The 17,839-nt window shown below is 67.6% G+C and carries 26 protein-coding genes and 2 pseudogenes; 1 reads left to right on the plus strand and 27 read right to left on the minus strand.

The window, feature by feature from the left end:
- Nucleotides 1–149 precede the first annotated feature (149 nt).
- The 27 genes and pseudogenes from L0F51_RS03960 to L0F51_RS04090 all read right to left on the minus strand — a co-directional run bounded on the left by L0F51_RS03960 (nucleotide 150) and on the right by L0F51_RS04090 (nucleotide 17,076).
- Nucleotides 150–746: a phage tail protein gene (locus tag L0F51_RS03960; protein WP_234628039.1), complete on the minus strand. Its 597-nt coding sequence runs from the start codon at nucleotides 744–746 to the stop codon at nucleotides 150–152.
- Nucleotides 747–901: 155 nt separating this feature from the next.
- Nucleotides 902–1,885, minus strand: coding sequence for a hypothetical protein (locus L0F51_RS03965; RefSeq protein WP_234628040.1), 984 nt, complete (start codon nucleotides 1,883–1,885; stop codon nucleotides 902–904).
- Nucleotides 1,882–2,739, minus strand: a complete 858-nt coding sequence (locus L0F51_RS03970) for a hypothetical protein (RefSeq protein ID WP_234628041.1) — start codon at nucleotides 2,737–2,739, stop codon at nucleotides 1,882–1,884. The genes L0F51_RS03965 and L0F51_RS03970 overlap by 4 nt, the downstream gene beginning before the upstream one ends.
- Complete coding sequence (locus tag L0F51_RS03975; RefSeq protein WP_234628042.1) at nucleotides 2,736–4,079, minus strand: helix-turn-helix domain-containing protein; 1,344 nt, start codon at nucleotides 4,077–4,079, stop codon at nucleotides 2,736–2,738. Before L0F51_RS03975 ends, L0F51_RS03970 begins: the two co-directional genes overlap by 4 nt.
- Nucleotides 4,076–6,256 (minus strand): DNA cytosine methyltransferase, encoded by a 2,181-nt coding sequence (locus L0F51_RS19900; protein ID WP_370642368.1) that lies wholly within the window; start codon nucleotides 6,254–6,256, stop codon nucleotides 4,076–4,078. The genes L0F51_RS03975 and L0F51_RS19900 overlap by 4 nt, the downstream gene beginning before the upstream one ends.
- 141 nt (nucleotides 6,257–6,397) lie before the next feature.
- Nucleotides 6,398–6,796, minus strand: a pseudogene (locus L0F51_RS20105) (Hint domain-containing protein); the annotation flags it as partial.
- On the minus strand, nucleotides 6,793–7,560 hold the full coding sequence (locus L0F51_RS03990) for a hypothetical protein (protein WP_234628043.1): 768 nt from the start codon (nucleotides 7,558–7,560) through the stop codon (nucleotides 6,793–6,795). The pseudogene L0F51_RS20105 and the gene L0F51_RS03990, both read right to left, overlap by 4 nt.
- Nucleotides 7,557–8,915, minus strand: a complete 1,359-nt coding sequence (locus tag L0F51_RS03995) for a DNA methyltransferase (protein ID WP_234628044.1) — start codon at nucleotides 8,913–8,915, stop codon at nucleotides 7,557–7,559. The genes L0F51_RS03990 and L0F51_RS03995 overlap by 4 nt, the downstream gene beginning before the upstream one ends.
- Nucleotides 8,912–9,058: a hypothetical protein gene (locus L0F51_RS04000; protein WP_234628045.1), complete on the minus strand. Its 147-nt coding sequence runs from the start codon at nucleotides 9,056–9,058 to the stop codon at nucleotides 8,912–8,914. The genes L0F51_RS03995 and L0F51_RS04000 overlap by 4 nt, the downstream gene beginning before the upstream one ends.
- On the minus strand, nucleotides 9,055–9,480 hold the full coding sequence (locus tag L0F51_RS04005; RefSeq protein ID WP_234628046.1) for a hypothetical protein: 426 nt from the start codon (nucleotides 9,478–9,480) through the stop codon (nucleotides 9,055–9,057). The genes L0F51_RS04000 and L0F51_RS04005 overlap by 4 nt, the downstream gene beginning before the upstream one ends.
- Nucleotides 9,473–9,754, minus strand: coding sequence for a hypothetical protein (locus L0F51_RS04010; RefSeq protein ID WP_234628047.1), 282 nt, complete (start codon nucleotides 9,752–9,754; stop codon nucleotides 9,473–9,475). The genes L0F51_RS04005 and L0F51_RS04010 overlap by 8 nt, the downstream gene beginning before the upstream one ends.
- The gene (locus L0F51_RS04015; RefSeq protein ID WP_234628048.1) at nucleotides 9,744–10,136 is read right to left on the minus strand and encodes a hypothetical protein; all 393 of its coding nucleotides are present in this window, start codon (nucleotides 10,134–10,136) and stop codon (nucleotides 9,744–9,746) included. The genes L0F51_RS04010 and L0F51_RS04015 overlap by 11 nt, the downstream gene beginning before the upstream one ends.
- Nucleotides 10,137–10,245: 109 nt before the next feature.
- Nucleotides 10,246–10,548 (minus strand): annotated as a pseudogene (locus L0F51_RS04020) (DUF2312 domain-containing protein); the annotation flags it as partial.
- Nucleotides 10,545–11,123 (minus strand): DUF4326 domain-containing protein, encoded by a 579-nt coding sequence (locus tag L0F51_RS04025; RefSeq protein ID WP_234628049.1) that lies wholly within the window; start codon nucleotides 11,121–11,123, stop codon nucleotides 10,545–10,547. The pseudogene L0F51_RS04020 and the gene L0F51_RS04025, both read right to left, overlap by 4 nt.
- On the minus strand, nucleotides 11,120–11,512 hold the full coding sequence (locus L0F51_RS04030; RefSeq protein ID WP_234628050.1) for an HNH endonuclease: 393 nt from the start codon (nucleotides 11,510–11,512) through the stop codon (nucleotides 11,120–11,122). Before L0F51_RS04030 ends, L0F51_RS04025 begins: the two co-directional genes overlap by 4 nt.
- Complete coding sequence (locus tag L0F51_RS04035; RefSeq protein WP_234628051.1) at nucleotides 11,509–12,492, minus strand: phage Gp37/Gp68 family protein; 984 nt, start codon at nucleotides 12,490–12,492, stop codon at nucleotides 11,509–11,511. The genes L0F51_RS04030 and L0F51_RS04035 overlap by 4 nt, the downstream gene beginning before the upstream one ends.
- Nucleotides 12,492–12,893: a hypothetical protein gene (locus L0F51_RS04040; RefSeq protein ID WP_234628052.1), complete on the minus strand. Its 402-nt coding sequence runs from the start codon at nucleotides 12,891–12,893 to the stop codon at nucleotides 12,492–12,494. The genes L0F51_RS04035 and L0F51_RS04040 overlap by 1 nt, the downstream gene beginning before the upstream one ends.
- Nucleotides 12,890–13,204 carry a hypothetical protein gene (locus tag L0F51_RS04045; protein ID WP_234628053.1) on the minus strand — a complete coding sequence of 105 codons (315 nt, stop codon included), beginning with the start codon at nucleotides 13,202–13,204 and terminating at the stop codon, nucleotides 12,890–12,892. Before L0F51_RS04045 ends, L0F51_RS04040 begins: the two co-directional genes overlap by 4 nt.
- A 35-nt stretch (nucleotides 13,205–13,239) precedes the next feature.
- The gene (locus L0F51_RS04050) at nucleotides 13,240–13,497 is read right to left on the minus strand and encodes a hypothetical protein (protein ID WP_234628054.1); all 258 of its coding nucleotides are present in this window, start codon (nucleotides 13,495–13,497) and stop codon (nucleotides 13,240–13,242) included.
- On the minus strand, nucleotides 13,494–13,808 hold the full coding sequence (locus L0F51_RS04055) for a hypothetical protein (protein ID WP_234628055.1): 315 nt from the start codon (nucleotides 13,806–13,808) through the stop codon (nucleotides 13,494–13,496). The genes L0F51_RS04050 and L0F51_RS04055 overlap by 4 nt, the downstream gene beginning before the upstream one ends.
- A complete protein-coding gene (locus tag L0F51_RS04060; protein WP_234628056.1) occupies nucleotides 13,808–14,368 on the minus strand; it encodes a hypothetical protein in 561 nt (186 codons plus the stop codon). Before L0F51_RS04060 ends, L0F51_RS04055 begins: the two co-directional genes overlap by 1 nt.
- On the minus strand, nucleotides 14,368–14,598 hold the full coding sequence (locus L0F51_RS04065) for a hypothetical protein (RefSeq protein ID WP_234628057.1): 231 nt from the start codon (nucleotides 14,596–14,598) through the stop codon (nucleotides 14,368–14,370). The genes L0F51_RS04060 and L0F51_RS04065 overlap by 1 nt, the downstream gene beginning before the upstream one ends.
- Nucleotides 14,599–15,334: 736 nt before the next feature.
- Nucleotides 15,335–15,811, minus strand: a complete 477-nt coding sequence (locus tag L0F51_RS04070) for a hypothetical protein (RefSeq protein ID WP_234628058.1) — start codon at nucleotides 15,809–15,811, stop codon at nucleotides 15,335–15,337.
- On the minus strand, nucleotides 15,808–16,134 hold the full coding sequence (locus L0F51_RS04075; protein ID WP_234628059.1) for a hypothetical protein: 327 nt from the start codon (nucleotides 16,132–16,134) through the stop codon (nucleotides 15,808–15,810). Before L0F51_RS04075 ends, L0F51_RS04070 begins: the two co-directional genes overlap by 4 nt.
- Nucleotides 16,135–16,289: 155 nt before the next feature.
- On the minus strand, nucleotides 16,290–16,649 hold the full coding sequence (locus tag L0F51_RS04080) for a hypothetical protein (RefSeq protein ID WP_234628060.1): 360 nt from the start codon (nucleotides 16,647–16,649) through the stop codon (nucleotides 16,290–16,292).
- The gene (locus tag L0F51_RS04085; protein ID WP_234628061.1) at nucleotides 16,646–16,822 is read right to left on the minus strand and encodes a hypothetical protein; all 177 of its coding nucleotides are present in this window, start codon (nucleotides 16,820–16,822) and stop codon (nucleotides 16,646–16,648) included. Before L0F51_RS04085 ends, L0F51_RS04080 begins: the two co-directional genes overlap by 4 nt.
- A complete protein-coding gene (locus L0F51_RS04090; protein WP_234628062.1) occupies nucleotides 16,819–17,076 on the minus strand; it encodes a DNA-binding transcriptional regulator in 258 nt (85 codons plus the stop codon). Before L0F51_RS04090 ends, L0F51_RS04085 begins: the two co-directional genes overlap by 4 nt.
- Nucleotides 17,077–17,125: 49 nt before the next feature.
- On the opposite strand from L0F51_RS04090, the gene L0F51_RS04095 reads away from it, so the two are divergent.
- Complete coding sequence (locus L0F51_RS04095; RefSeq protein ID WP_234628063.1) at nucleotides 17,126–17,734, plus strand: LexA family transcriptional regulator; 609 nt, start codon at nucleotides 17,126–17,128, stop codon at nucleotides 17,732–17,734.
- Nucleotides 17,735–17,839 lie beyond the last annotated feature (105 nt).

Consider the following 17,839-nt stretch of genomic DNA (forward strand, 5'->3'; position numbering starts at 1 on the left):
AACTCAATCTCGCGCCCTGTAAAACTAGCCGAAACTCGGGAGGTCTTTGCCCCGCCGGCTGGCGCGGTCGGAAAACGGTCCCTGAACCGGGGGGCTGATTTGGCGCTTGTGTCAGACAAGCATCACCTGCGAATAAGCCGCCGCAGGCCTCAGCTCAGCACCCCGCCCGATGCGCGTTTCAGCTCGTGGCTGATGCGCTTTTCCAAGGTCGGCAGCCCGACGCGTTCCCACGCCGCGGCCGACGCACCCGACACCATCTCGCTCGGGAACACAACGTCGGAGAACTCGACCTCCATCGACCGCCCCCATTTGCGTGATCCAAGATCCGGCATGAAAACGTGACCGCCGCCATTGAACGCAACGCGCTTGGGGAACCGCCCCGCCTTCATGAAGGTATGTTCGAAGACCTGCCGCTTCCCGAACGGCGCAGCAGAGACACCCTTGCGCGTCTCGCGTGGCTTGAAGAACTTGAGCGGGATCGGCCCGCCTTTGGCGTCGATCGCATAGACGAGCCGGCCGCCCGCCGCACGCTTCGTGCCCTTGATGAGCCGCCCGCGCACATATCGAGCGGGCAGCCCCGTCTGACCGGCGAGCGCGCGCCCCGCCGCCGTCCGACCCGCATTGCCGGCGCGATTGACCGCCCGCATCTGCACGCCGGCGAGCTTCTCGCTGCCGAGCATCGCCGCCGCCTCTTCGAAGCGGCGCGCATTGCGTGCATCGACCCAGCGCAGCGACAATTCGGCCAAGCGCAGACCTCCAAACCAAAAAGCCCGCGGCGGTTTCCCGCGCGGGCTCTTGAACACAATTCGACGCTTCGGACGGTTGTCAAGTTTGACCGCAAAGTCAAGCCCCGCGTCGCCGCACCATCGCCCAGGCGCCGCCGCCGCCCCGGCGCCCGGCCTCACGCGACGCGGCGCATGGGCCCGGCTTTCGGCCGCGTCTTCGGCCGCAAGGCCACGCGTCGCGCGGCTTTCTCCGCGCCCGGCACGCCATCGCCGCCCGCCTCGAGCCTGAGATCAGGGATCACCCGCACCGGCACATTTTCGCGGTGGATATCTTCGCCCGTCACCCATGGCCCCGTCACCCATGGCAGAGCCGGCGGCAGCTCGTCGCTCAGCCGATGCGCAGCGAGCTGGCCACCATCCCCCGCCACCAGCGCGTCGCGCACGGTCTCCAGCGCCACGACCCACAACAGCCATTCCAGCCGCTCCGCCAGCGCATGTTCCACCCGCGGCCGCCAGCTGTATTTGTGATAGGCCCCTTTGGGCGCCCGCTTCGTCTTCGGGTCGCACGCGACCTGCTCTTCGCGCTCATAGATGCGTCCGAACGCGCCCGCCACCTGCCGCTTGACGAAGAGCGGCGCGCTGCGCCCCCGCCACCCATCCGGCCGATAGACCACCCGCTCCGGCACGTCGGTGAGCCAGTCCGGCCGCGTGCCGAGCGCCGCCTTGACGCGCACGAGCTCCACGAGGTTGAACCGCCCCACCGGCAGCGTCGCGGCGTCGCCGTCTTTTTCGCCGGAGGCCGCCTTGCCATTGCCTTCGCCTGGCCGATCCGCCAGCGCGTCCGCTGCGTCGCGAACCTCCGCCGCCATGTCGGCGAGCAGCAGCGACGGCGCCTCGTGCAGCACCGGCTTCAGCCCGGACAGCCGCATCACCGCCGCCTCGACGAGAAGCGCATCCGGATCCGGCGTCTCGCCGAGATGGGCGGCATAGGCCTGCGGCCGCCCGTCCGACACCATCTCGCACCCGGTCTCGCCGTAGCGCGCGACGAGATCGAAAGAGCTCGCGAGCGCCACGTCGATCCCCGGCGCATTCCAGTCGCGCTTCGGCAATTCGTCCTGAAAGGCCCAGGCGAGCAACGCCTCGATCGAGATCGTCTTCATGGGCGATCGCCTTTCGCCTTAATCAGCTCCCGCGTCATGGCGTCGATCAGCCCGCGCACGCATTCCGGGCAATCTTCCGGCCTGCCCGATCCGCCCACTTCGACAAATGTGTGGCTGCACCCTTCCTCGAATTTGCTGATCTGCCAGAGCAGCCGCTTAGCCAGCCTGCGCACTCGCTTTCCACGGCGTTTCTTCGGTCCAGGCTCAGCCGGCTCAGACGGCTTGCGCACCCCGATTTCACCGAGCGAGAAAAACAAGCCATCGGCGGGCACCGGCTGCCATTCATCGCTCGCCGTCGACGAGTTAAATTTCCAGATCTCTTCCATCAGCTCGGGCGTGATCGGCTGCCCCAGCGGGATGGTGATCGACGCCTGGCTCGTATCTTCCGGCAGGATCGTGAGCTTCTCCGCGTTCGATGAGAGCTTGGCGATGACCGTAGGATCGTAACCGGCCGCCGGCTGGCGCGCCTTCACCCGCTCCGCCGCCATCTCCTCCGCAGTCAGCGGCCCGCAAGACGGGACCGCATCAGCGCGCGGCACACTGCGTTCATTGGCACTTGGCTCCTGCTTTCTGCCCCGCACACGATCAGCCACCAACGTCGCATAACCGGCGATGTCATCCCAATGATCAGCCTCAGACGGATCGCCTGCGAGAATGCGGCCGATCTTGTGCTGGATCATATCGATCGCCTCCTCCATCACCGGCGTAATCCCGCCCTGGCATCGCACAGACCGCAGCGTCAGCTCTCCTGCGACGATGCGCTTGAGATCCCGCGTGATCCGAGCGTGATCGCTGAAATCACCGTGCTTGGCCTTACGCTCGTCGAGCAACTTTCGAAGTTCCATCTCGCTCACCCTTTCCCGGCTCCCGCCGCGCTTTTCGCCCCACCCCCCGTCTCACCGCCCTTCGGCTGGCACCCCGGCGGCCATTCCGCCGGCACCCACAGAAATTTGCCGATCACCTCGCTGCCGGCCGAACTCAGCCGGCGGATGCCGACGCCCTGTTGCGCGCCGACCCACTCGCTCCAGGCCCGAAACTCCGCCGACCCCGCCTCGATTTTCGTCAGCCGGTCGCGTGCCGCCTGATCCGGCATTTCCGTGAGCCTCACCCAGGCCTTCTCGCCGGAAACGGACGCCGCCTGCAGCATCATCCCGGCGAGATCGCGGCCCGAGCGCCTGGCGACGGGATCGATCTCCGCCCCCGCCATCAGCCGGCGCCAGAACACGGCCCACCAATCCTGCGATCGCGGATGGAGCGCGATGCGCGGCGCCACCGTCTCCTCGTCGATGTCCGGCACCCGTTCAAAAACCCGCTTGGCGAGATAGCTCGACAGGCCGCAGATCGCGGTGCGCCCCTTGGCGGCGTGCTGCGTGGCGAGATAGGCCCTGCCGCGCCGTGCCGCCCGCTCCCGCTCGGCCTCCGACAGCGACAGCCAGGCCCGCCCCTCGCGCTGCGGATCGCCGACGGAGCGATCCTCCAGAGCCCAGATCTCCACGAGCTTTCGGAACCGCCCGTCCCGCTCCGCCTCTCGCCGAGCCTCCTCGCCACCCATCCTCGAAACCGATCTCGATGAAGGGCCGCTCTCGGCTGGCGAAGGCGGATCGTCTCGGAACTGATCCGGCGAGCCCGTCGCGCCCGCGCGCGCCTCACGCGCCTCTCTGGAGGGGTTATTGGAGGGGTCAGGAGGGGTTGGGTGACATCTGGTGTCACCCATAGAGGCCGGATTTGTCACCCATACCCCCCCTTCGGTGTCACCCATCGCCGCAGATGTCATGGGTGACATGGTGTCACCCATAGAAGCGGCGGACAGGTCGTCCCCCGCATTGCTTTCATCCGCAACTTCGTCGCTGGCGGCATTGGGGTTGCTGGCATTGGGGCGGCTTGCCCAGAACGCGTCCCAACCCTCCTGGTCGAGGAAGTAAAGCCGGCGCACATTGAGCGCATATTCCGTCGTGTCTCCGGGCCGCGCCCCGCCACGCCGGACGATGGAAACGAGCCCGCCTTCGACGAATTCGGAGAGAACGCGCTGCACCTGCCGCTCAGAGCACAGCGCTGCGCGAGCGATCGTGCCGACGGACGGATAGATGCGCGTCCCGTCCTCTTCGGCCGCATCGACAAGCTTGATGAGGACGAGCTTGCGGCATTGCGTCCCCGTATCGGCGCCGATCGCCGGCCCCAGAAGTCGTGCGCTCATGCTGCCACCTCGTTTTGCTCTTCCGCCCTGATCGCCATGTCGGCACAATTCGCATGGGCCAGCGCAGCCGCTAGCGGCGGACAGACGGAATTGCCGCACATGCGGATCGCTGCCGTCGCCGTCAGAGGCCGCTCGTCCTGCCGTCCGTCAGCATCCCGAAAGAGCCCGCGGTCGATCACGTAGCTGTCGGGAAATCCCTGAGCCTGGAACAGTTCGCGCGGCGTCAGCATGCGCATGCCGATATCGACGATCTCGAAAGGCTCGCCCTTGATCTCCACCAGCCCGAAGCGCGGCTTGGCGGTCGCGGTGTGCAGTGGTTCGGAGAGTCCCTGCCCCACAGCCGTGCCGAAGTATTTGACCAGGAAGGCGCGCACTTCGGCGTGATGCCACCCGCCCGCTGTCACCGTGCCGAGCGGCGCAGCAGCCGTCGACATGCGCCGGTCGGAACCCTTTAGATTGATCAGACCGGCCGAGACGACGGCCTGCGTCGAACCCGTCCGCACAAGCGTCGACATCGGCTCGCGTGCGTCGTGCCCGACCATGCCGCCATTGTGCTGGGCAAGGAAGGTGGCGATTACACCGAGCGGTGGCGCTCCTCCAGGGCGTTTCAGAAACGAGTTGGATGTCACCGTAGGAAGCGGCGCAGCAATCGCAGCACCTCCGGAATCGCCACGGAACTTGGCGAGATGCGCCGCGACCAACGCATACTCGCCACGTTGCGCGGTCGTGACGGTCCTGAGAGGCTCGCCGATAAAGTGGCAGCGCCGGTCACCAGCATGTGTCACCGGGATGACGAAGGGCGTCGCCGCCTCCATCACATAGCGCTGAATGCCCTTGGCGATGCGCGCCATGGTGTTCTCGGCGAGCGGCCGGTTCACTCGGATGCCAGTCGCCGCGTGAAAGGCGCGTGCCTCTTCGCGGTCCATAAAGATCGACGGACACGGCAGCGAGAAGTCGAGGATCTCGGCAGCGGTCCGCCAGGGTAGCTTCCGGCCGGCGATGACGTCCGGATCGTCCGGCGCGCCATGCATCGGCGCCGGCCAGACGATCTTCTGCCCGTCACGCCGTGCGATCAGGAAAAACCGCTTGCGGATTGTCGGCGCGCCGTAATCGCAGGCACGCAATTCGCGCCATTCGGCGCGGTATCCAAGGCGCTTCAGCTCGCCGAGCCAGTGCCGGAATGTTGCCCCACGGCGCTCCGGGCACGGCACCCATTTGCCCGGCTCGCGCTCCACCAGTGGGCCCCAATCTCGGAACTCCTCGACATTCTCCAGGATGATGACCCGCGGCCGGGCACGCTTCGCCCACAGGATCACCACCCAGGCAAGATCGCGGATCGAGCGCTTGACCGGCCGTCCGCCTTTGGCCTTCGAGAAGTGCTTGCAGTTATGGACGACGATCCCGTCCGCGATGTAGCTCTCGTCCTCTTCAACGGAGATATTGAAGACGGGGGCCGCCTCGCCGCGGTCCGTGACCTTCTGAACCCTCGTCCAGGTGTGCAGGCCGTCGCGGACGTGCTGCATCCGTACCGGGTCGAAACGCCACCTCACCATGTACGTGGGGTTCGCAGTCACTTTGCGGCCGTCAATCTCGGTGGTGTTCGCGCGCGGCCCATATACCTGCGCGGCAGCGCCAAGGCTTTCCGCCAGCGCCTTGGTCGAGAAAGCCAGCCGCCGCGAGATCGTATTCGTCTCGTTTACGATGACCGACTTGATGTTCATCTCGGCGCCGTCCGCGGACAGGTAACCGTCGAGAAGTGCTCTGCGCATGCGCGCCGACATTCCCAGCGCCCACGCCGGGAAGTGTTTCGCCGCGGCACCATGACCGAACTCGTGTCGGAGCCACTCGACGAGGCCATGATGCGAAGTCGAAAACTGGTAGGCAGTCGTGGTCTCTCGTTCGTGCCAGGCGAGTTCGTCGGCCCCAGCCCTGTTGCCGACGCGCGGCCAAGTCTGCAAGCGTTCGCGTAGGCTCTCGGCCTCGTCGCGGCCGCAGGTGATGACGAGCTCGGCCCGACCGCTGCCGATGCGCGACCACCCGTCGCCCACGTAGCGCCCGGCCAGCCACATCAGACGATCGTCGATTGACATGCCGCGCCCGCCGACCGGGGGTATCGGCAGTGCTGGAAACTCGGCCGGCGCAGCCCAGAAGGACAGGTCCCCGCCGGCTGCATTCATCGGCGCGCCAGCCGTTCGGAGGTCGGCGGCCTTCGTCCACGTCGGCTCGCCAAGAGTCCGACGGTACGTGCGCCGCTTGTTGTCCCACACGTTCGACGCCGCGCGCGTATAGAACGGATGCTCGGCGCTCACGCGGATCGGCGGCACGCCTTGTCCCGACACGGTGACGAGCGGCTTAACCGCCCGCATCGTCGCGTATACGCGGCGGTAGCGGCCATGGTGAGTGAGGACCATGTCGCCCTCTTGCACTTGCTCAATGGGTTTATAGCCGCGGTCGGTGACAATGAGCGTTCCGGCCGGGAAACAATCGGGGGAGAACCAGGCGAGCCCGACGGGCTGCCGTCCGACGAGATCGAGCGGATCGACCTTCCAGACGTTCTTCGAGACATGCCGGGTCGCCAGATGGTTTACCGCGTGCATAGCCAAAGCCTCGGCGTCGTGATTGATGGCGAAATCCGGCGACCGACCGAGCGCCATATCGATTCCGGTCGAGGCGCCGCCGCCGCCGGCGAAGCTGTCGACGATAAGCTCGCGAATCATGCCCCGCCCCCATCGCCCTCAGCGTTGGCCGTCTTGGTCCCCTCCCCCACCTGCGGGGGGAGGGACAGGGAGGGGGGCGTCTCGGATCGGCAATCATCCGCCTGCGGCACCCCTCCCCCAGCCCCCTCCCCGCAAGGGGGAGGGGGTCCGGCCATGCCGGCCGTCATCTCCGCCGCCGCCCCTTGCGCGGCTTCGCTATCCGCGCGCTGATCCGGCGCAGGCGCGCGCGGAACATCCGCTCGCTGGTCCGCGGCGCCGGAATGCGGCACGGCACCAGGCTCTTGTTGCTCACCGGCCGTCGAAACAAATGCTGGAGCGGGATCGACCCCACACGCCAGGCCACGCCAACACTCGGCCGAACCCCACCCAATCCCCGCTTCGCCATCGTTCTCTCCCGTCTCCACACACTCCGGCCCCCCGCCGGTCTCCCCACCGGGCCCGCCGCGCCCCACGGCGCAGAGAATGTCGGCGAGCGCGCCGAGCGGGCCTTCCGGCGTGCCGCTGGCATCGCGCGAGAACGCCCGGCGCATATCCTCCGGCCGCGCCCCGTGCTGCAGCGCGAAGGACAGCGCCATCGCCCCGTCATGCAGCGCGATCGCCCGGTCCGATCCGCTCTTGCCGCCAGCCAGAAACACCTCGCCGATGCGCCCGTCCGGGTAAAACCCGATCGTCGCCTCGTAGCGTTGCGGCGCCACGCCCTGGCGCTCGACGGAGAAGGAAATCTGTTCCGACGCCCGCCGCGCCGGCAGCCGCTCGCGGCTCATGATGCGCCTCCTGAAAAAAGCGGCAGGCCGTCATGCCCCGCCTGTTCCGTCAGCGCCGCGCGGCGCTCCTCCGGTCCCGCCAGCATCAGCGCCATGCGCCGCTCGATATCGGCGCGGTACGCCGCCTCGCGCTCAATCAGAACGGCCGACAGCCCCTCGCAGAAGGCCGCCGCGCCGGTCGTGCCCGTCCCGGCAAACGGGTCGAGGATCACAGCTCCCGGCGGCGCGACGAGACGCACCAGCCAGCGCATCAGCGCCAGGGGCTTGACAGTCGGATGCTTCGAGCCGAGCCGATCCTCAGCACCCGCCTTGGCCGTGTAGAAGAACCGCGCGGCCGAGCCGCTGTCACCATGGAACGCCCCGGCGACGCGCCCGCGTGCGCCATAGACATCCGATGTGACGGACGATTTTTCCTGGCCGCTGACGGGCCGCTGCGCTCCCGCCTCGCGCGGAAACGCGGCCACCACCTCGCCCGACCCGTCATGCACGACATTGGCCGGCCAGCGGCCCAAATCGGAACCGTTCCAGTCACTCCGCCTTCCGGTGCTGACTCCAGCGCCGCCAAGCTGTCCGCCATGCCGGGACGTACCCCCGACAAACGGCTTTGGCAGCCCCTCGACCCGGCACCCATCGATGTTCAGCCCGCCGGTCCCGTGCGCCAGCACGTTCGCCGCGATACTCCCCTCCGACAACGGCTTGCGCGCCAGCACGATCGGCTCATATGCGGGCTTCAGCGCCGTGCCGTAGCCGTCGAACTTTGCCGCGTCGCCGGACCCCGGCATATAATCGTGCGGCGTATAGGTCCGGTCGTCGAGCTTCTCCCAGCCGACCTTGTGCTGGTCCGCGCCGGGCCGGATGCGCCGCACCTCGGCGCCGCTCGCAATCCGCTCGCCATCGACGCCGAGATGCTTGTCGATTGCCTTCGCCACATTGAGCGATTTCGGAAAGCCGGAACCGAACAGCCACATCAGCGTGTCGCGAATTTCGAAACCGGCATCCTCGATCGCGCAAACCATCCGGTGCGCGTTCTTCGGCGCAGCGAAAGCGGCAAGATGTCCGCCGGGCTTCAAGACACGCGCAACGGCTTCCCAGGTCGCCACATCGAAGGCGACCGTGCCGCCGTCCCATTCCTGCCCCATGAAGCCGCGCGAAGCGCGCTCATAAATGCCCGTCGCCCCATTCGACCGGGCCGGCGCAGCCCCCGCCTTGCCAAAGCGCTTGACGATCGAGGCGAGATGATACGGCGGATCGGTCACCACAGCGTCGACACTGGCGTCAGGCAGCGCAGCGAGCACCTCGCGGCAATCGCCCGCGTGCAGGACGACGCGGCCCGACAGAAAGCTCTGCGCGCTCATGCCGAGTCCTCCACGCCGCCGGCCCAGGCCAGAACGGCAATGAGCACGACGTCAACGACCATATCGGCGTACTGTCCCGAGACTGAGATAAGGCACACGGTGGCCAGCATGCCGCCGGCAAAGGCAAGAGCACGATCTCTCATCCCGCGCCCCCCGCCCGTGCCGCGCCAAACTCCACAGGCCAGTCGCCCCGTCCGCTCTCCCAGGGCGCGCAGAGCTGCCGCCCATAGGCGATCGCCTCCAAAAGCGGCGGCATCGCCACGAGGCCGAGAACCTCGGGAAACGCCCGCCCCATCCACAAAGCGCGGCGCCAGCTGTCCCGCGCTTTGGCAAGCGCCTCGATCGCATCATGCGGCCGACCGCCGGCCTTGCAGCGGCGCGCATGGGCGAGCCACACGCAGGCCCATTTGCGGTCCGCCGCGATCGTCTCCGCCCGCTGCCGCGCATCCATCGGCCGCGGCGCGGCAAAAACCGGCGCGGCCACCCGCGCCCGCACCGAGGCGGGCGCATCGAAGAACGTGCGACGGTCCAGCATCTCCCGCGGCGGCGCCCAGGCCTCAGTCATGACCGACCGCATCGAGATACCCCGCCGACAGAATCGTGACAGGCAGCCGGGCTTCGCCTGCGCCGTCGAGCTGCACCATCAAAGATGCCTTGCCCTCCGGCCGCGGCGGCAGCGCCGGATCGACGGTCCTGGCAATCGCCTCGATCGTCGAAACGGGGACGACGAGAAGCTGCACCGGAAAGTCGCCGAGGCCGAGCTCGACCAGATGGTCGATCGCCTGCGACATGTCCTTCACGGTGGGGAATTCGTTTTCCGGGCGTGGATTAGCCTTCATCGCGCCCTCCCTGCGCCGCGAGCATCATGTCGACGCCATTCTCGAAAGCCGCCATCAACACGGTCTTGAGGCTGTCTTGGGGGAAGCCGTCGGCAAGTACGGAGATCATCGCGCCCGAAACGGCCGCGCCGGCGGCATAGGGGGCAAGGCGCAAGACGTTGTCAGCGCTCGCGCGTCGTACGGCCTCCTGATTTCCCGCCTCCACGATCGCGATCGACATCGGCCGCAGGAACGCCGCAAGAATCGCCTGACATTCGTCGCGCGGCTCATCGTCCAGCCATCGCGCAGTGGCCCGCTGGAATTCTTCGAACCCGTGACCGCGCATCCCATCGCCGAAATATTCCGCCAGGGTCGGCAGCTCTGTGCGCTTCGCCTTACCCATGATCGACATCGCTCGCCCGTTGTGCCGTCTTCGCCGAGCCCCGCGGCCAGACGGGCGCCTCGTCCGACGACGCATCTTCCGACGCCGCATCAGCCGCCGGCGCCACGTCCGCATCCTCGCCGTCATCGAACAGAGGCAGCATGCCGAGGGCGTGCATGTAGAGGTCGAGAATTGCCTCCTGTTCCTGCCGCTCCGCCGCATCCTGCTTGCGCAGCTTCACGACCTGGCGCATGACCTTGGCGTCGAAGCCGTTCGCCTTCGCCTCCGCATAGACCTCGCGAATGTCGTCGGAGACGGTCTTCTTCTCCTCCTCCAGCCGCTCAATGCGCTCGATGAAGGCGCGCAGCCGCCCCGCGGCGACGCCGCCTGATTGCGGCGCCCTGGGCGCGCCGGAATTGTGCCCGGAACTCATAGCCCGACCTCCCGTTCTGTGGTTTCGGAGTTCGCGATGTCGAGAAGCACGTCGGCGTGGCAGGCCTGATCGAGCCGGCACCAGCAGACGAGGTCGCGGCCAGAAAGCCGCTCGCGGATCTCCGCAAGGCCCGGCCGCGCCGGCAGAACCGGCGCATCGAAAAGATGCATCATCTCGGCCGCCGACCGGCGCACCGCATCCGGCAGAATATCCTCGTGCCCGCCCGGATATTCGAGACGCTCCTGAGCCGGCGTCTTGAGAACGCCGGTGACCTGTCGCAGAACGCCGGTCGCGAAGACAATGCCCTCGGCGGTATGGGCGTCGGCCCATTCGCCCGCCAGGCTGTGCCGCGCCAGCCACACCTCATAAAACGCCACCGCCGCGGCACGCCGCCCCTCGGCATCGCCGCGAAACCCCGCCGCGATCGCGGCCCAGGAGATCCACGGCCCCGACACCGGAAACGGATTGCCGAAGCGCGACGGCCGCCCGACATAGATAGCGCCGGCCGGCATCCGCCAGCCCTTGGCGCGCGAGCGCTGAATGCGGCGCGGCCCTGTCGAAATGGCGCCGGTCATGCCGCCGCCTCGATGGTTCTGAGATTGCGGGCCTTCTGCAGGCGCCGGCCCTCGGCGAACGCCACATGCGGATGTGAGCCACGGCGCAACCGCTTCTGCACGCGAGCGAACGCCGCTGCGGCCGGTTGATTGCCGCGATACTTGTTGCACCAGACGCAGGCCGCGACGAGATTGTCACGATCGTTTCCGCCGCCCATGCTTCGCGGGACGACATGGTCCTTCGTCGCCACCCTCAAAAGCCAGTTGGCCCGCGTCTCCCTCCAGCTCATGCCGGGCGCGCGCCGCTTCGGCTTCTTGTCGATCCCGCGCAAAACCATGCGCGTGCCGCAATAGGCACAACGATGGTTCTGCGCCTCACTGAGGGCGGCAAGGATCGGCGAGGCCCTCATGCCGAAACCTCCGGCATGCCGTTGTGCTCGACACCATCCAGAAGCCGGCCGGCATGTGCCTTGCCGAGGCGCGTCATCAGCCGGGCCCGGACATCCTCGGGAAGCGTCGCCGGAGAAAAGCGTCGACCGTCCAATGTCAGAAGCGTGTCCGTGCGCGCGTCCCACAGGCTCTCGCCCATATCGCTGTCGGGATCGACCTCCACATGGCCGCCGTCCAAATCGCGCCAGTCGTCGCAGGCTTCTCCCCACTCCCCCCATTGCTTGAAAAAAAACGGCACGCCAGCGTCCGCGCATTCATCGCGCAGGCTGCGCGCCCAATCGGGATGCATCGGCCGCGCATTCGGCCCACTCTCGCCACCGCAGATGACCCAGTCGATGGCCTGAACCCATCCGATGTCGTCGTTGACGAAGCCCGTCAGCGCGTTGAACGTCTCGCCGTGCGGGTTTTCGATCGCGGTGAGATCGATGGGCTCAAGAAGGGGCTCGGCCGACATAAAGCGCACGCGCGAACGCACCTGTGCCAGCTCCCACAGATTGCGGCCGGCGCGCTTGCGGTCCTCGACCGTCGTGCCGGGCCAGACATTCTCAGGCCAGGAATGGAGCCAATCGAGCGGCACCATGCGCAGAATGTTCTGCGGGCGCTTCGTCAGCAGCAGCCACAGAAGGTGCGGCGTCGCATCGATCAGATCGAAGAAATCGCGGCGCCATTCATTCGGCACCTGGTTGTCGAAGGGGTCGCAGAGCGACGGAAACACGCTTTTCCGCGCGCCGGCCCTTTCGGCCCCGCGGTTCCACTTCAAGGGGCGCTTCCAGTAATCCACGCTGGTGCGCCGGCGCTCGCCGTCCCAAAGCTTCGGCTGCCCGGTGCGCTTGGCCCAATCGGCGGCATAGCAATGGTCGCAGGCCGGCGCGATCTTCGTGCAGCCGAGCCACGGGCTCCAGGTCGCATCCGCCCATTCGATCTTGGTGTCCGCGCTCATCACAGCACCCGCACGGCGCGCTCGGCCGGATCGTGCGCGTCGATCGCCGCTAGAACGTCGGCTTTCGTCCGCCCGTCGTCAGCCGTTGTGCCATCCGGCAGCGCCTCGATGTCTTCCCGCAACTGGCCCCAGGTCGGCGCGTCATCTTCGCACCAATAGAGACCGGCCTCGGAATCGTAAAAGCCGCGGTCGCCGTCGAAGAGCGGTACCGCGCATGTCTCGCAATAGCCGAGGACCTCGGTGACGCCAGCCGCCTCCAGCATCTCGTCGCGCGCGTTGACGATCACTTTGATCGCCTCGTCGAACGGCTTCCGCGCATTCTCGATTTTCGCGATCGCCATTTCGAGCGACGCCACCCGCTCACCGAGCGCAATGCGCTCTTCCTTCGTCATGCCACTCATCGCATTCCCCCATCGTCCAGCACCGCATCGAAAAGCCGGTCCTGCGCACATGTTGCCAGAAGGCGGCGCGCGACGGTGCCGAGGCTGACATCGCGGCGCCGCGCCTCCCGCTCCAGCGCGCGCACCACGCGCCGGTCGTCGATCCGGAGGTTGAAGGGCCGGCCGAGCCGGTTGTCCGGCCGCACGGCGTCGGCCGCCGGCAGCTCGCCGCGTTCGCGCGCCGCGCGAATGATCGAGCCGACGGTGGTCCGCGGCAGGCGAAGCCGCAGAGCGATCTCTCCGAACGACAGCCCGTCGCGCCACAGCCGCAAAACGGCCGCGTGATCATGTGTCCGCCGCCGGCCCATCAGATCAGCCCTCGATCTTTGGCGATGAATTCCGAAACCCTGACGGTGATCACCGCCTCGTCGCGGACGCGACGCGGCAGCGCCTCGTTGGCGGCCTCCCAGGCCTCGACCTTGTCGCGATTGAGATCGTCGAAGCGGCATTGCGAGCGCGGCAGCCAGACGCCGCGCTCTGCGATCCCCGTCTCGGAGACGAAAAACGCCTTGTCGGAAAAATCGTGAAAGGCGAGCGTCAGCGTGACGCGACCGGACCCGCTCATGACGGCACCCCGCCATCGACGGAAAGCCCGCCGCGCGCCGCATCGGCCACGAGCGCGTAACGCACCAGCAGCAGCGCCGAATTCAGAAGGTCTTCGAATTGCACGGAATAGGCCCGCGCTTCGGCAAGCGCGATATAGGCCGCCCCCGCCGGATAATGGTTCTTCGCCCCCTCGCGCAAAGCGAGCCGCTCCGCCGGGCTCTCGCCCGCATCGATCAGCCCGGGCTCCGGCATCACCCAATAGCCGACGGGCTTTCCCAGAATGCCCGCGGCGAGCTCGGCCCGCCGCTGCGTGCGCGCATCGTCCACCATCACAGATCTCCTTCCCTCTCGGCCGCTTCGCCCACCCCCGAGCGACCCTTCCCTTCCTCTCCCCGCCCCTGCTTTTCGTTGCGGGGAGAGGTGGCCGAGCGCAGCGAGGTCGGTGAGGGGTGGCGCTTGCCGGCCGCGCCAGCCTCCGCCTTCGCCGCCTCGGCAATCCGCTGATTGTCTTCCGCCATCTCATGGCCGATGCGCATGAGCGTCGCGGCCAGCTGGCGATGCGCCCGCAACGGAGTCCCCATAGGGCGCCTCTCCGCATCCGCCTTCGCCCGCTTCGGCCCGTCGATCTTGTTCGCCAGATCGCGCGCCTCTTGCGGCGTCAGGGCGACGGCCGTCTGCGTGCCCGGCAGCGCCGCGAGAAGCCGCCAGCGCCCGGGCGCCCCATCCTCCCCGCGCGCGAAATGCCGCGTCAGAAGGATCTCGTGCGGCGCCTGACGCGCCCCGGCGAGAAGCTCCGCTCGCGCCGCCTCGTCCGTCAGGATCTCGCGCGACGACTGCCCGTCCGGCGGGCGGTAAGCCCAGGTGGACTTCTTTGAGGCGGCGGGAGACATCAGCCCATACGCTCCCGCGCCAAGGGCAGGCCACGCGCCTCATCGCGCGCCTTCATCATCGCCCGCGTGTCCGCGCACCCTTTCAGGTACGCTTCGCGCCGCTCGCGCTTCGCGGCATCGCGCGGATCATGCGGCCGCGGCGGCGTACCCCGGGGCGCATGCGGCGCTTTGTATTCGTGCGGGTCGCGCGCCAGGCTCTCCTGCATCACATCGACCATGACGCGCGCCATCGCGCTCACCTGAGCCATCATTCACCTCGTAAGGATTTGGAATTGAGCGGCAGACCCCGCACGCCGCGCGGATCGAGCCCCGGAAAAACGACCGGCACCGAGACAAGCCTCGGCGCCGGTCGAGTTGGGGAGGTCACGCCCCCGCGAGACACCACAGGGGCCCCGGATCGGCCGGAGCCGAAAGAGATGGACCGGCTCTCGCCGGAATCGCAGGAAACGGGCGCGGCCAGGTCGCGAGCATGAGGCTCGGCCGGCCCCTCAGGGCAGGTTGTGGGTTGACCGGAATTCCCGGCCGCGCCCATATCGCAGACGTCACTGTGGCGCGGCGGCCGATCGTCTGCGGCATTGTGAAAAATCGCCGGGGCTCTCTCCGCCGCACGCCCGGCCGGCGCGGGATCAGACGTTCGGGGGGACACAAGGTCCGATGCCGCCCCTCGAACGCGTGGAGCTCGTGATGTCTCTGCCGGCCTCGCACCGGCTCGGGGGTCGAAGCGCCCCTCGCGCATCGGCCTGGACACGCCGGCAGAGCCAGCCCCGTCGGCCGAGAAACCACCAGCGCGCGCCCGCCGCTCGCAGGCCTCGGCGCGCCGGCCCCAGATCGCGGCCCGGCGCTCGGCGCGACGCGCCTCCTCCACCAGCCGCCAGAAATGCGCCTGCCACCCGTCCTGCTGCGACAGGCAGAAAGACGCGGCCGAGCCCCAGGCCAGCCGGCGCCAGAGCGTTGCGAGCGGCCCACTCATCGCCGCGCCGCCTTTTCGAGCTCGAGCCGGGCGCGGTCGCGCCGCGCCTGATCGCGCGCCTTGATCACATAGCCCGGCAGATCGACGATCAGCGCCTTGTCGCGCGTCACCTCGTGCCGGCAGGCGATCGCCGGCACGGCCTCGTCCGGCAGCCAGTCGAAGATCGGCAAAACCAGGCGATAGACGCCCGGTCCGCCGCGCGACAGGCCGATATGGCTGGCGGCAAAGGCGCCGTGCTCGTTGGGCTGCACGCGCAATTGATGCGCATGCTCGCCCGTGCCGAGCGCCACGACGAAGCGCGGCTTGCCGCCCTCGCCTTTTGCGGCCTCCGGCAGCAGCTGCGCCATCACATCGACGGACAGCAACACGCCAAGCCGCACGCGCCCACCGCCAGGGCCGTACGCCACCATTCTCACCGGCGCCTGCCCCGACGCAGCCTTTTTCGCCGGAGCGCTCAGCTCTTCCCAGCTCATCGCGATCCCTCCCGCCCATCCGCGCCGATCCCATCTGCAGCCATCGCATCCAGGGCCCGCATTTCTGCGGCGATGCGCGCCTGCTGATCTTGCAGCCGCGCCCGCTTTTCCGCCTGCGCCGCCTCCGACAGCCAGTCCGGTGCGCGCTCGAAGGCGGCGGCCAGAAGCTCCGGCCCATAGGCGGCGATGAGCGCGCCGAAATGCGCAAAGCCCGGCGCCGAGCGCCCCGACAGCCATTTGTCGATTGTCGTCGCATTGATGCCGGTGAGAGACGCCACCCATTGCGCCGTCGACGCGGGATGCTGCGCCCTCAAGAAAGCCACCACGCCGTCCGCGTGCAGTCTTCCGGCCTGCAATTTCTGATTACGGAAACTTGTCCGTACTGAATGAGAAGACATTCCGCCCCCGCCGCGTCCATATTCGGAACGCGACGGGGGGGACTCCCCTGCAACCGGAAAGGCAAAATCCATCATGCAGCTCATGACACCGCTCCCGACAGCTTGGCCGCATCAGGAGAGCGGTGTGAAAAACACCCGGCTTGATCCGATTTCCCGTCACATGTCTCGGCGCTCGCTGCGCCACCCCGCCGATGCAGATTGGCGTCTGCATCTTTTTGCGCTGCTCGATCGGACCCGCCCTGACTGCCGGGCCCCGGAACTTCGAGATCCCAGGGCGGAAACGCGGGCGGGGCAGAAACAAAAACCTCATCGCCAGCCGCGCGCAGAGACGCGCCAAGCGCCACCAGCCGCGGCTCGCAATCCTGGATCTCATCCGAGATCATCCCGGCCGGCCTATCGCCAAGGTCGCGTGATGCGCTGCTGAAAAGGCGGGCGATCATGACCGGCCCTTCCAGCGTGCGAGAACGAGAAAAAACGGAATGAGAAGCCAGACGGCAAAGGTCACCCCGAAGGCGAGATCGGCGCCCATGCGCCCCGGCGCCGCAAACACCAGCGCGACGAAACACAGGATGGCGATCAGCGTGCCAATTTGGCCGATGCGGCGGATGATCATCGCGCGCCCTCCCCGCTTCCGGCCGGCTCGGTCGCCGCAGTGGCCGTCGACGCCCCGTCGACATTGGCCGCCAGCCGCTCCAAAAGCGCCTTTGCGGGCCCGCGTCTCGGAATGCCGCCATTTTCCCAACGGCACACCGTCGACACATCCACCCCGGCTTCGAGCGCAAGCTCGGCTCGGCTCCATCCAAGTGCGGCGCGCAACGCCGAAACGTCGATGTGCTTGTCCATGACCACATGGTATGCATAACGCATATCACGCGGTCAAGTCGAAATGCATATCGCTAAGGTGCATTTTGCACAGATGCTGATTGATGACCGTCCCGACTACGCAAAGCGCTTGCAGCAAGCGCGCGAAGCGCGCGGCCTGGCGACCGCAAAGGACGCCGCGCGCCGCTTCGGCTGGGTCTATGAAACTTACATTCAGCACGAACAGGGAATCCGCGGCATCACGCGCGCCGCGTCGAAATACGCCAAGGCCTTTCGCGTCAGCGAAGGATGGTTACTGACCGGCGAAGGCGGCCCGAGGCTGGATCAGACCGTCCCGCTGCTTTCATGGGTGAGCGCCGGCCAGATGATGCGAGATGACGTCGCCGACGACACGCTCGGGACCGTCGACGGCGCCGGCCTTCCCCGAGGCGATTGGATCGCCCTTCGCGTGGAGGGCGATTCCATGGATCGCATCTCACCGCCCGAGAGCATCATTTTCGTCAATCGCAACGACCATCAGCTGGTGCCGAACGCGCTCTACGTCATCGACGACGGTGAAGGAAACGCGACCTACAAGAGATATCGCCCGGGCCCGCCAAAGCGCTTCGAGGCCGTATCCGTCAACACCGAGCACGAGCCGATCTTTTTCGACAACGACCCGAAGGTCATCGGGCGGGTGCGCCGGTCCATGATCGACATGTGAAAAGCGATGAGAGAGTAAGCCATGAGCGAAAGTGACAAAGACAAAGCGCCCCCACCGCCGCCACTCCCACCGAAACCCATCCCCAGCCCGGGCGAGTGGCACGGC

Origin of the sequence: Afifella sp. H1R, from assembly GCF_021462425.1 — a bacterium.
In the GTDB taxonomy this organism is placed as follows: Bacteria; Pseudomonadota; Alphaproteobacteria; order Rhizobiales; family Afifellaceae; genus Afifella; species Afifella aestuarii.

Excerpts from the sequence above, each read along its gene's own strand:
- L0F51_RS03965 (WP_234628040.1), bottom strand. The coding sequence starts at position 1,885 with ATGAAGACGATCTCGATCGAGGCGTTGCTCGCCTGGGCCTTTCAGGAC.
- L0F51_RS03975 (WP_234628042.1), bottom strand. The coding sequence starts at position 4,079 with ATGAGCGCACGACTTCTGGGGCCGGCGATCGGCGCCGATACGGGGACG.
- L0F51_RS19900 (WP_370642368.1), bottom strand. The coding sequence starts at position 6,256 with ATGAATGCAGCCGGCGGGGACCTGTCCTTCTGGGCTGCGCCGGCCGAG.
- L0F51_RS03990 (WP_234628043.1), bottom strand. The coding sequence starts at position 7,560 with ATGAGCCGCGAGCGGCTGCCGGCGCGGCGGGCGTCGGAACAGATTTCC.
- L0F51_RS03995 (WP_234628044.1), bottom strand. The coding sequence starts at position 8,915 with ATGAGCGCGCAGAGCTTTCTGTCGGGCCGCGTCGTCCTGCACGCGGGC.
- L0F51_RS04000 (WP_234628045.1), bottom strand. The coding sequence starts at position 9,058 with ATGAGAGATCGTGCTCTTGCCTTTGCCGGCGGCATGCTGGCCACCGTG.
- L0F51_RS04005 (WP_234628046.1), bottom strand. The coding sequence starts at position 9,480 with ATGACTGAGGCCTGGGCGCCGCCGCGGGAGATGCTGGACCGTCGCACG.
- L0F51_RS04010 (WP_234628047.1), bottom strand. The coding sequence starts at position 9,754 with ATGAAGGCTAATCCACGCCCGGAAAACGAATTCCCCACCGTGAAGGAC.
- L0F51_RS04015 (WP_234628048.1), bottom strand. The coding sequence starts at position 10,136 with ATGGGTAAGGCGAAGCGCACAGAGCTGCCGACCCTGGCGGAATATTTC.
- L0F51_RS04025 (WP_234628049.1), bottom strand. The coding sequence starts at position 11,123 with ATGACCGGCGCCATTTCGACAGGGCCGCGCCGCATTCAGCGCTCGCGC.
- L0F51_RS04030 (WP_234628050.1), bottom strand. The coding sequence starts at position 11,512 with ATGAGGGCCTCGCCGATCCTTGCCGCCCTCAGTGAGGCGCAGAACCAT.
- L0F51_RS04035 (WP_234628051.1), bottom strand. The coding sequence starts at position 12,492 with ATGAGCGCGGACACCAAGATCGAATGGGCGGATGCGACCTGGAGCCCG.
- L0F51_RS04040 (WP_234628052.1), bottom strand. The coding sequence starts at position 12,893 with ATGAGTGGCATGACGAAGGAAGAGCGCATTGCGCTCGGTGAGCGGGTG.
- L0F51_RS04050 (WP_234628054.1), bottom strand. The coding sequence starts at position 13,497 with ATGAGCGGGTCCGGTCGCGTCACGCTGACGCTCGCCTTTCACGATTTT.
- L0F51_RS04055 (WP_234628055.1), bottom strand. The coding sequence starts at position 13,808 with ATGGTGGACGATGCGCGCACGCAGCGGCGGGCCGAGCTCGCCGCGGGC.
- L0F51_RS04060 (WP_234628056.1), bottom strand. The coding sequence starts at position 14,368 with ATGTCTCCCGCCGCCTCAAAGAAGTCCACCTGGGCTTACCGCCCGCCG.
- L0F51_RS04065 (WP_234628057.1), bottom strand. The coding sequence starts at position 14,598 with ATGGCGCGCGTCATGGTCGATGTGATGCAGGAGAGCCTGGCGCGCGAC.
- L0F51_RS04070 (WP_234628058.1), bottom strand. The coding sequence starts at position 15,811 with ATGAGCTGGGAAGAGCTGAGCGCTCCGGCGAAAAAGGCTGCGTCGGGG.
- L0F51_RS04080 (WP_234628060.1), bottom strand. The coding sequence starts at position 16,649 with ATGATCGCCCGCCTTTTCAGCAGCGCATCACGCGACCTTGGCGATAGG.
- L0F51_RS04085 (WP_234628061.1), bottom strand. The coding sequence starts at position 16,822 with ATGATCATCCGCCGCATCGGCCAAATTGGCACGCTGATCGCCATCCTG.
- L0F51_RS04090 (WP_234628062.1), bottom strand. The coding sequence starts at position 17,076 with ATGCGTTATGCATACCATGTGGTCATGGACAAGCACATCGACGTTTCG.
- L0F51_RS04095 (WP_234628063.1), top strand. The coding sequence starts at position 17,126 with ATGCTGATTGATGACCGTCCCGACTACGCAAAGCGCTTGCAGCAAGCG.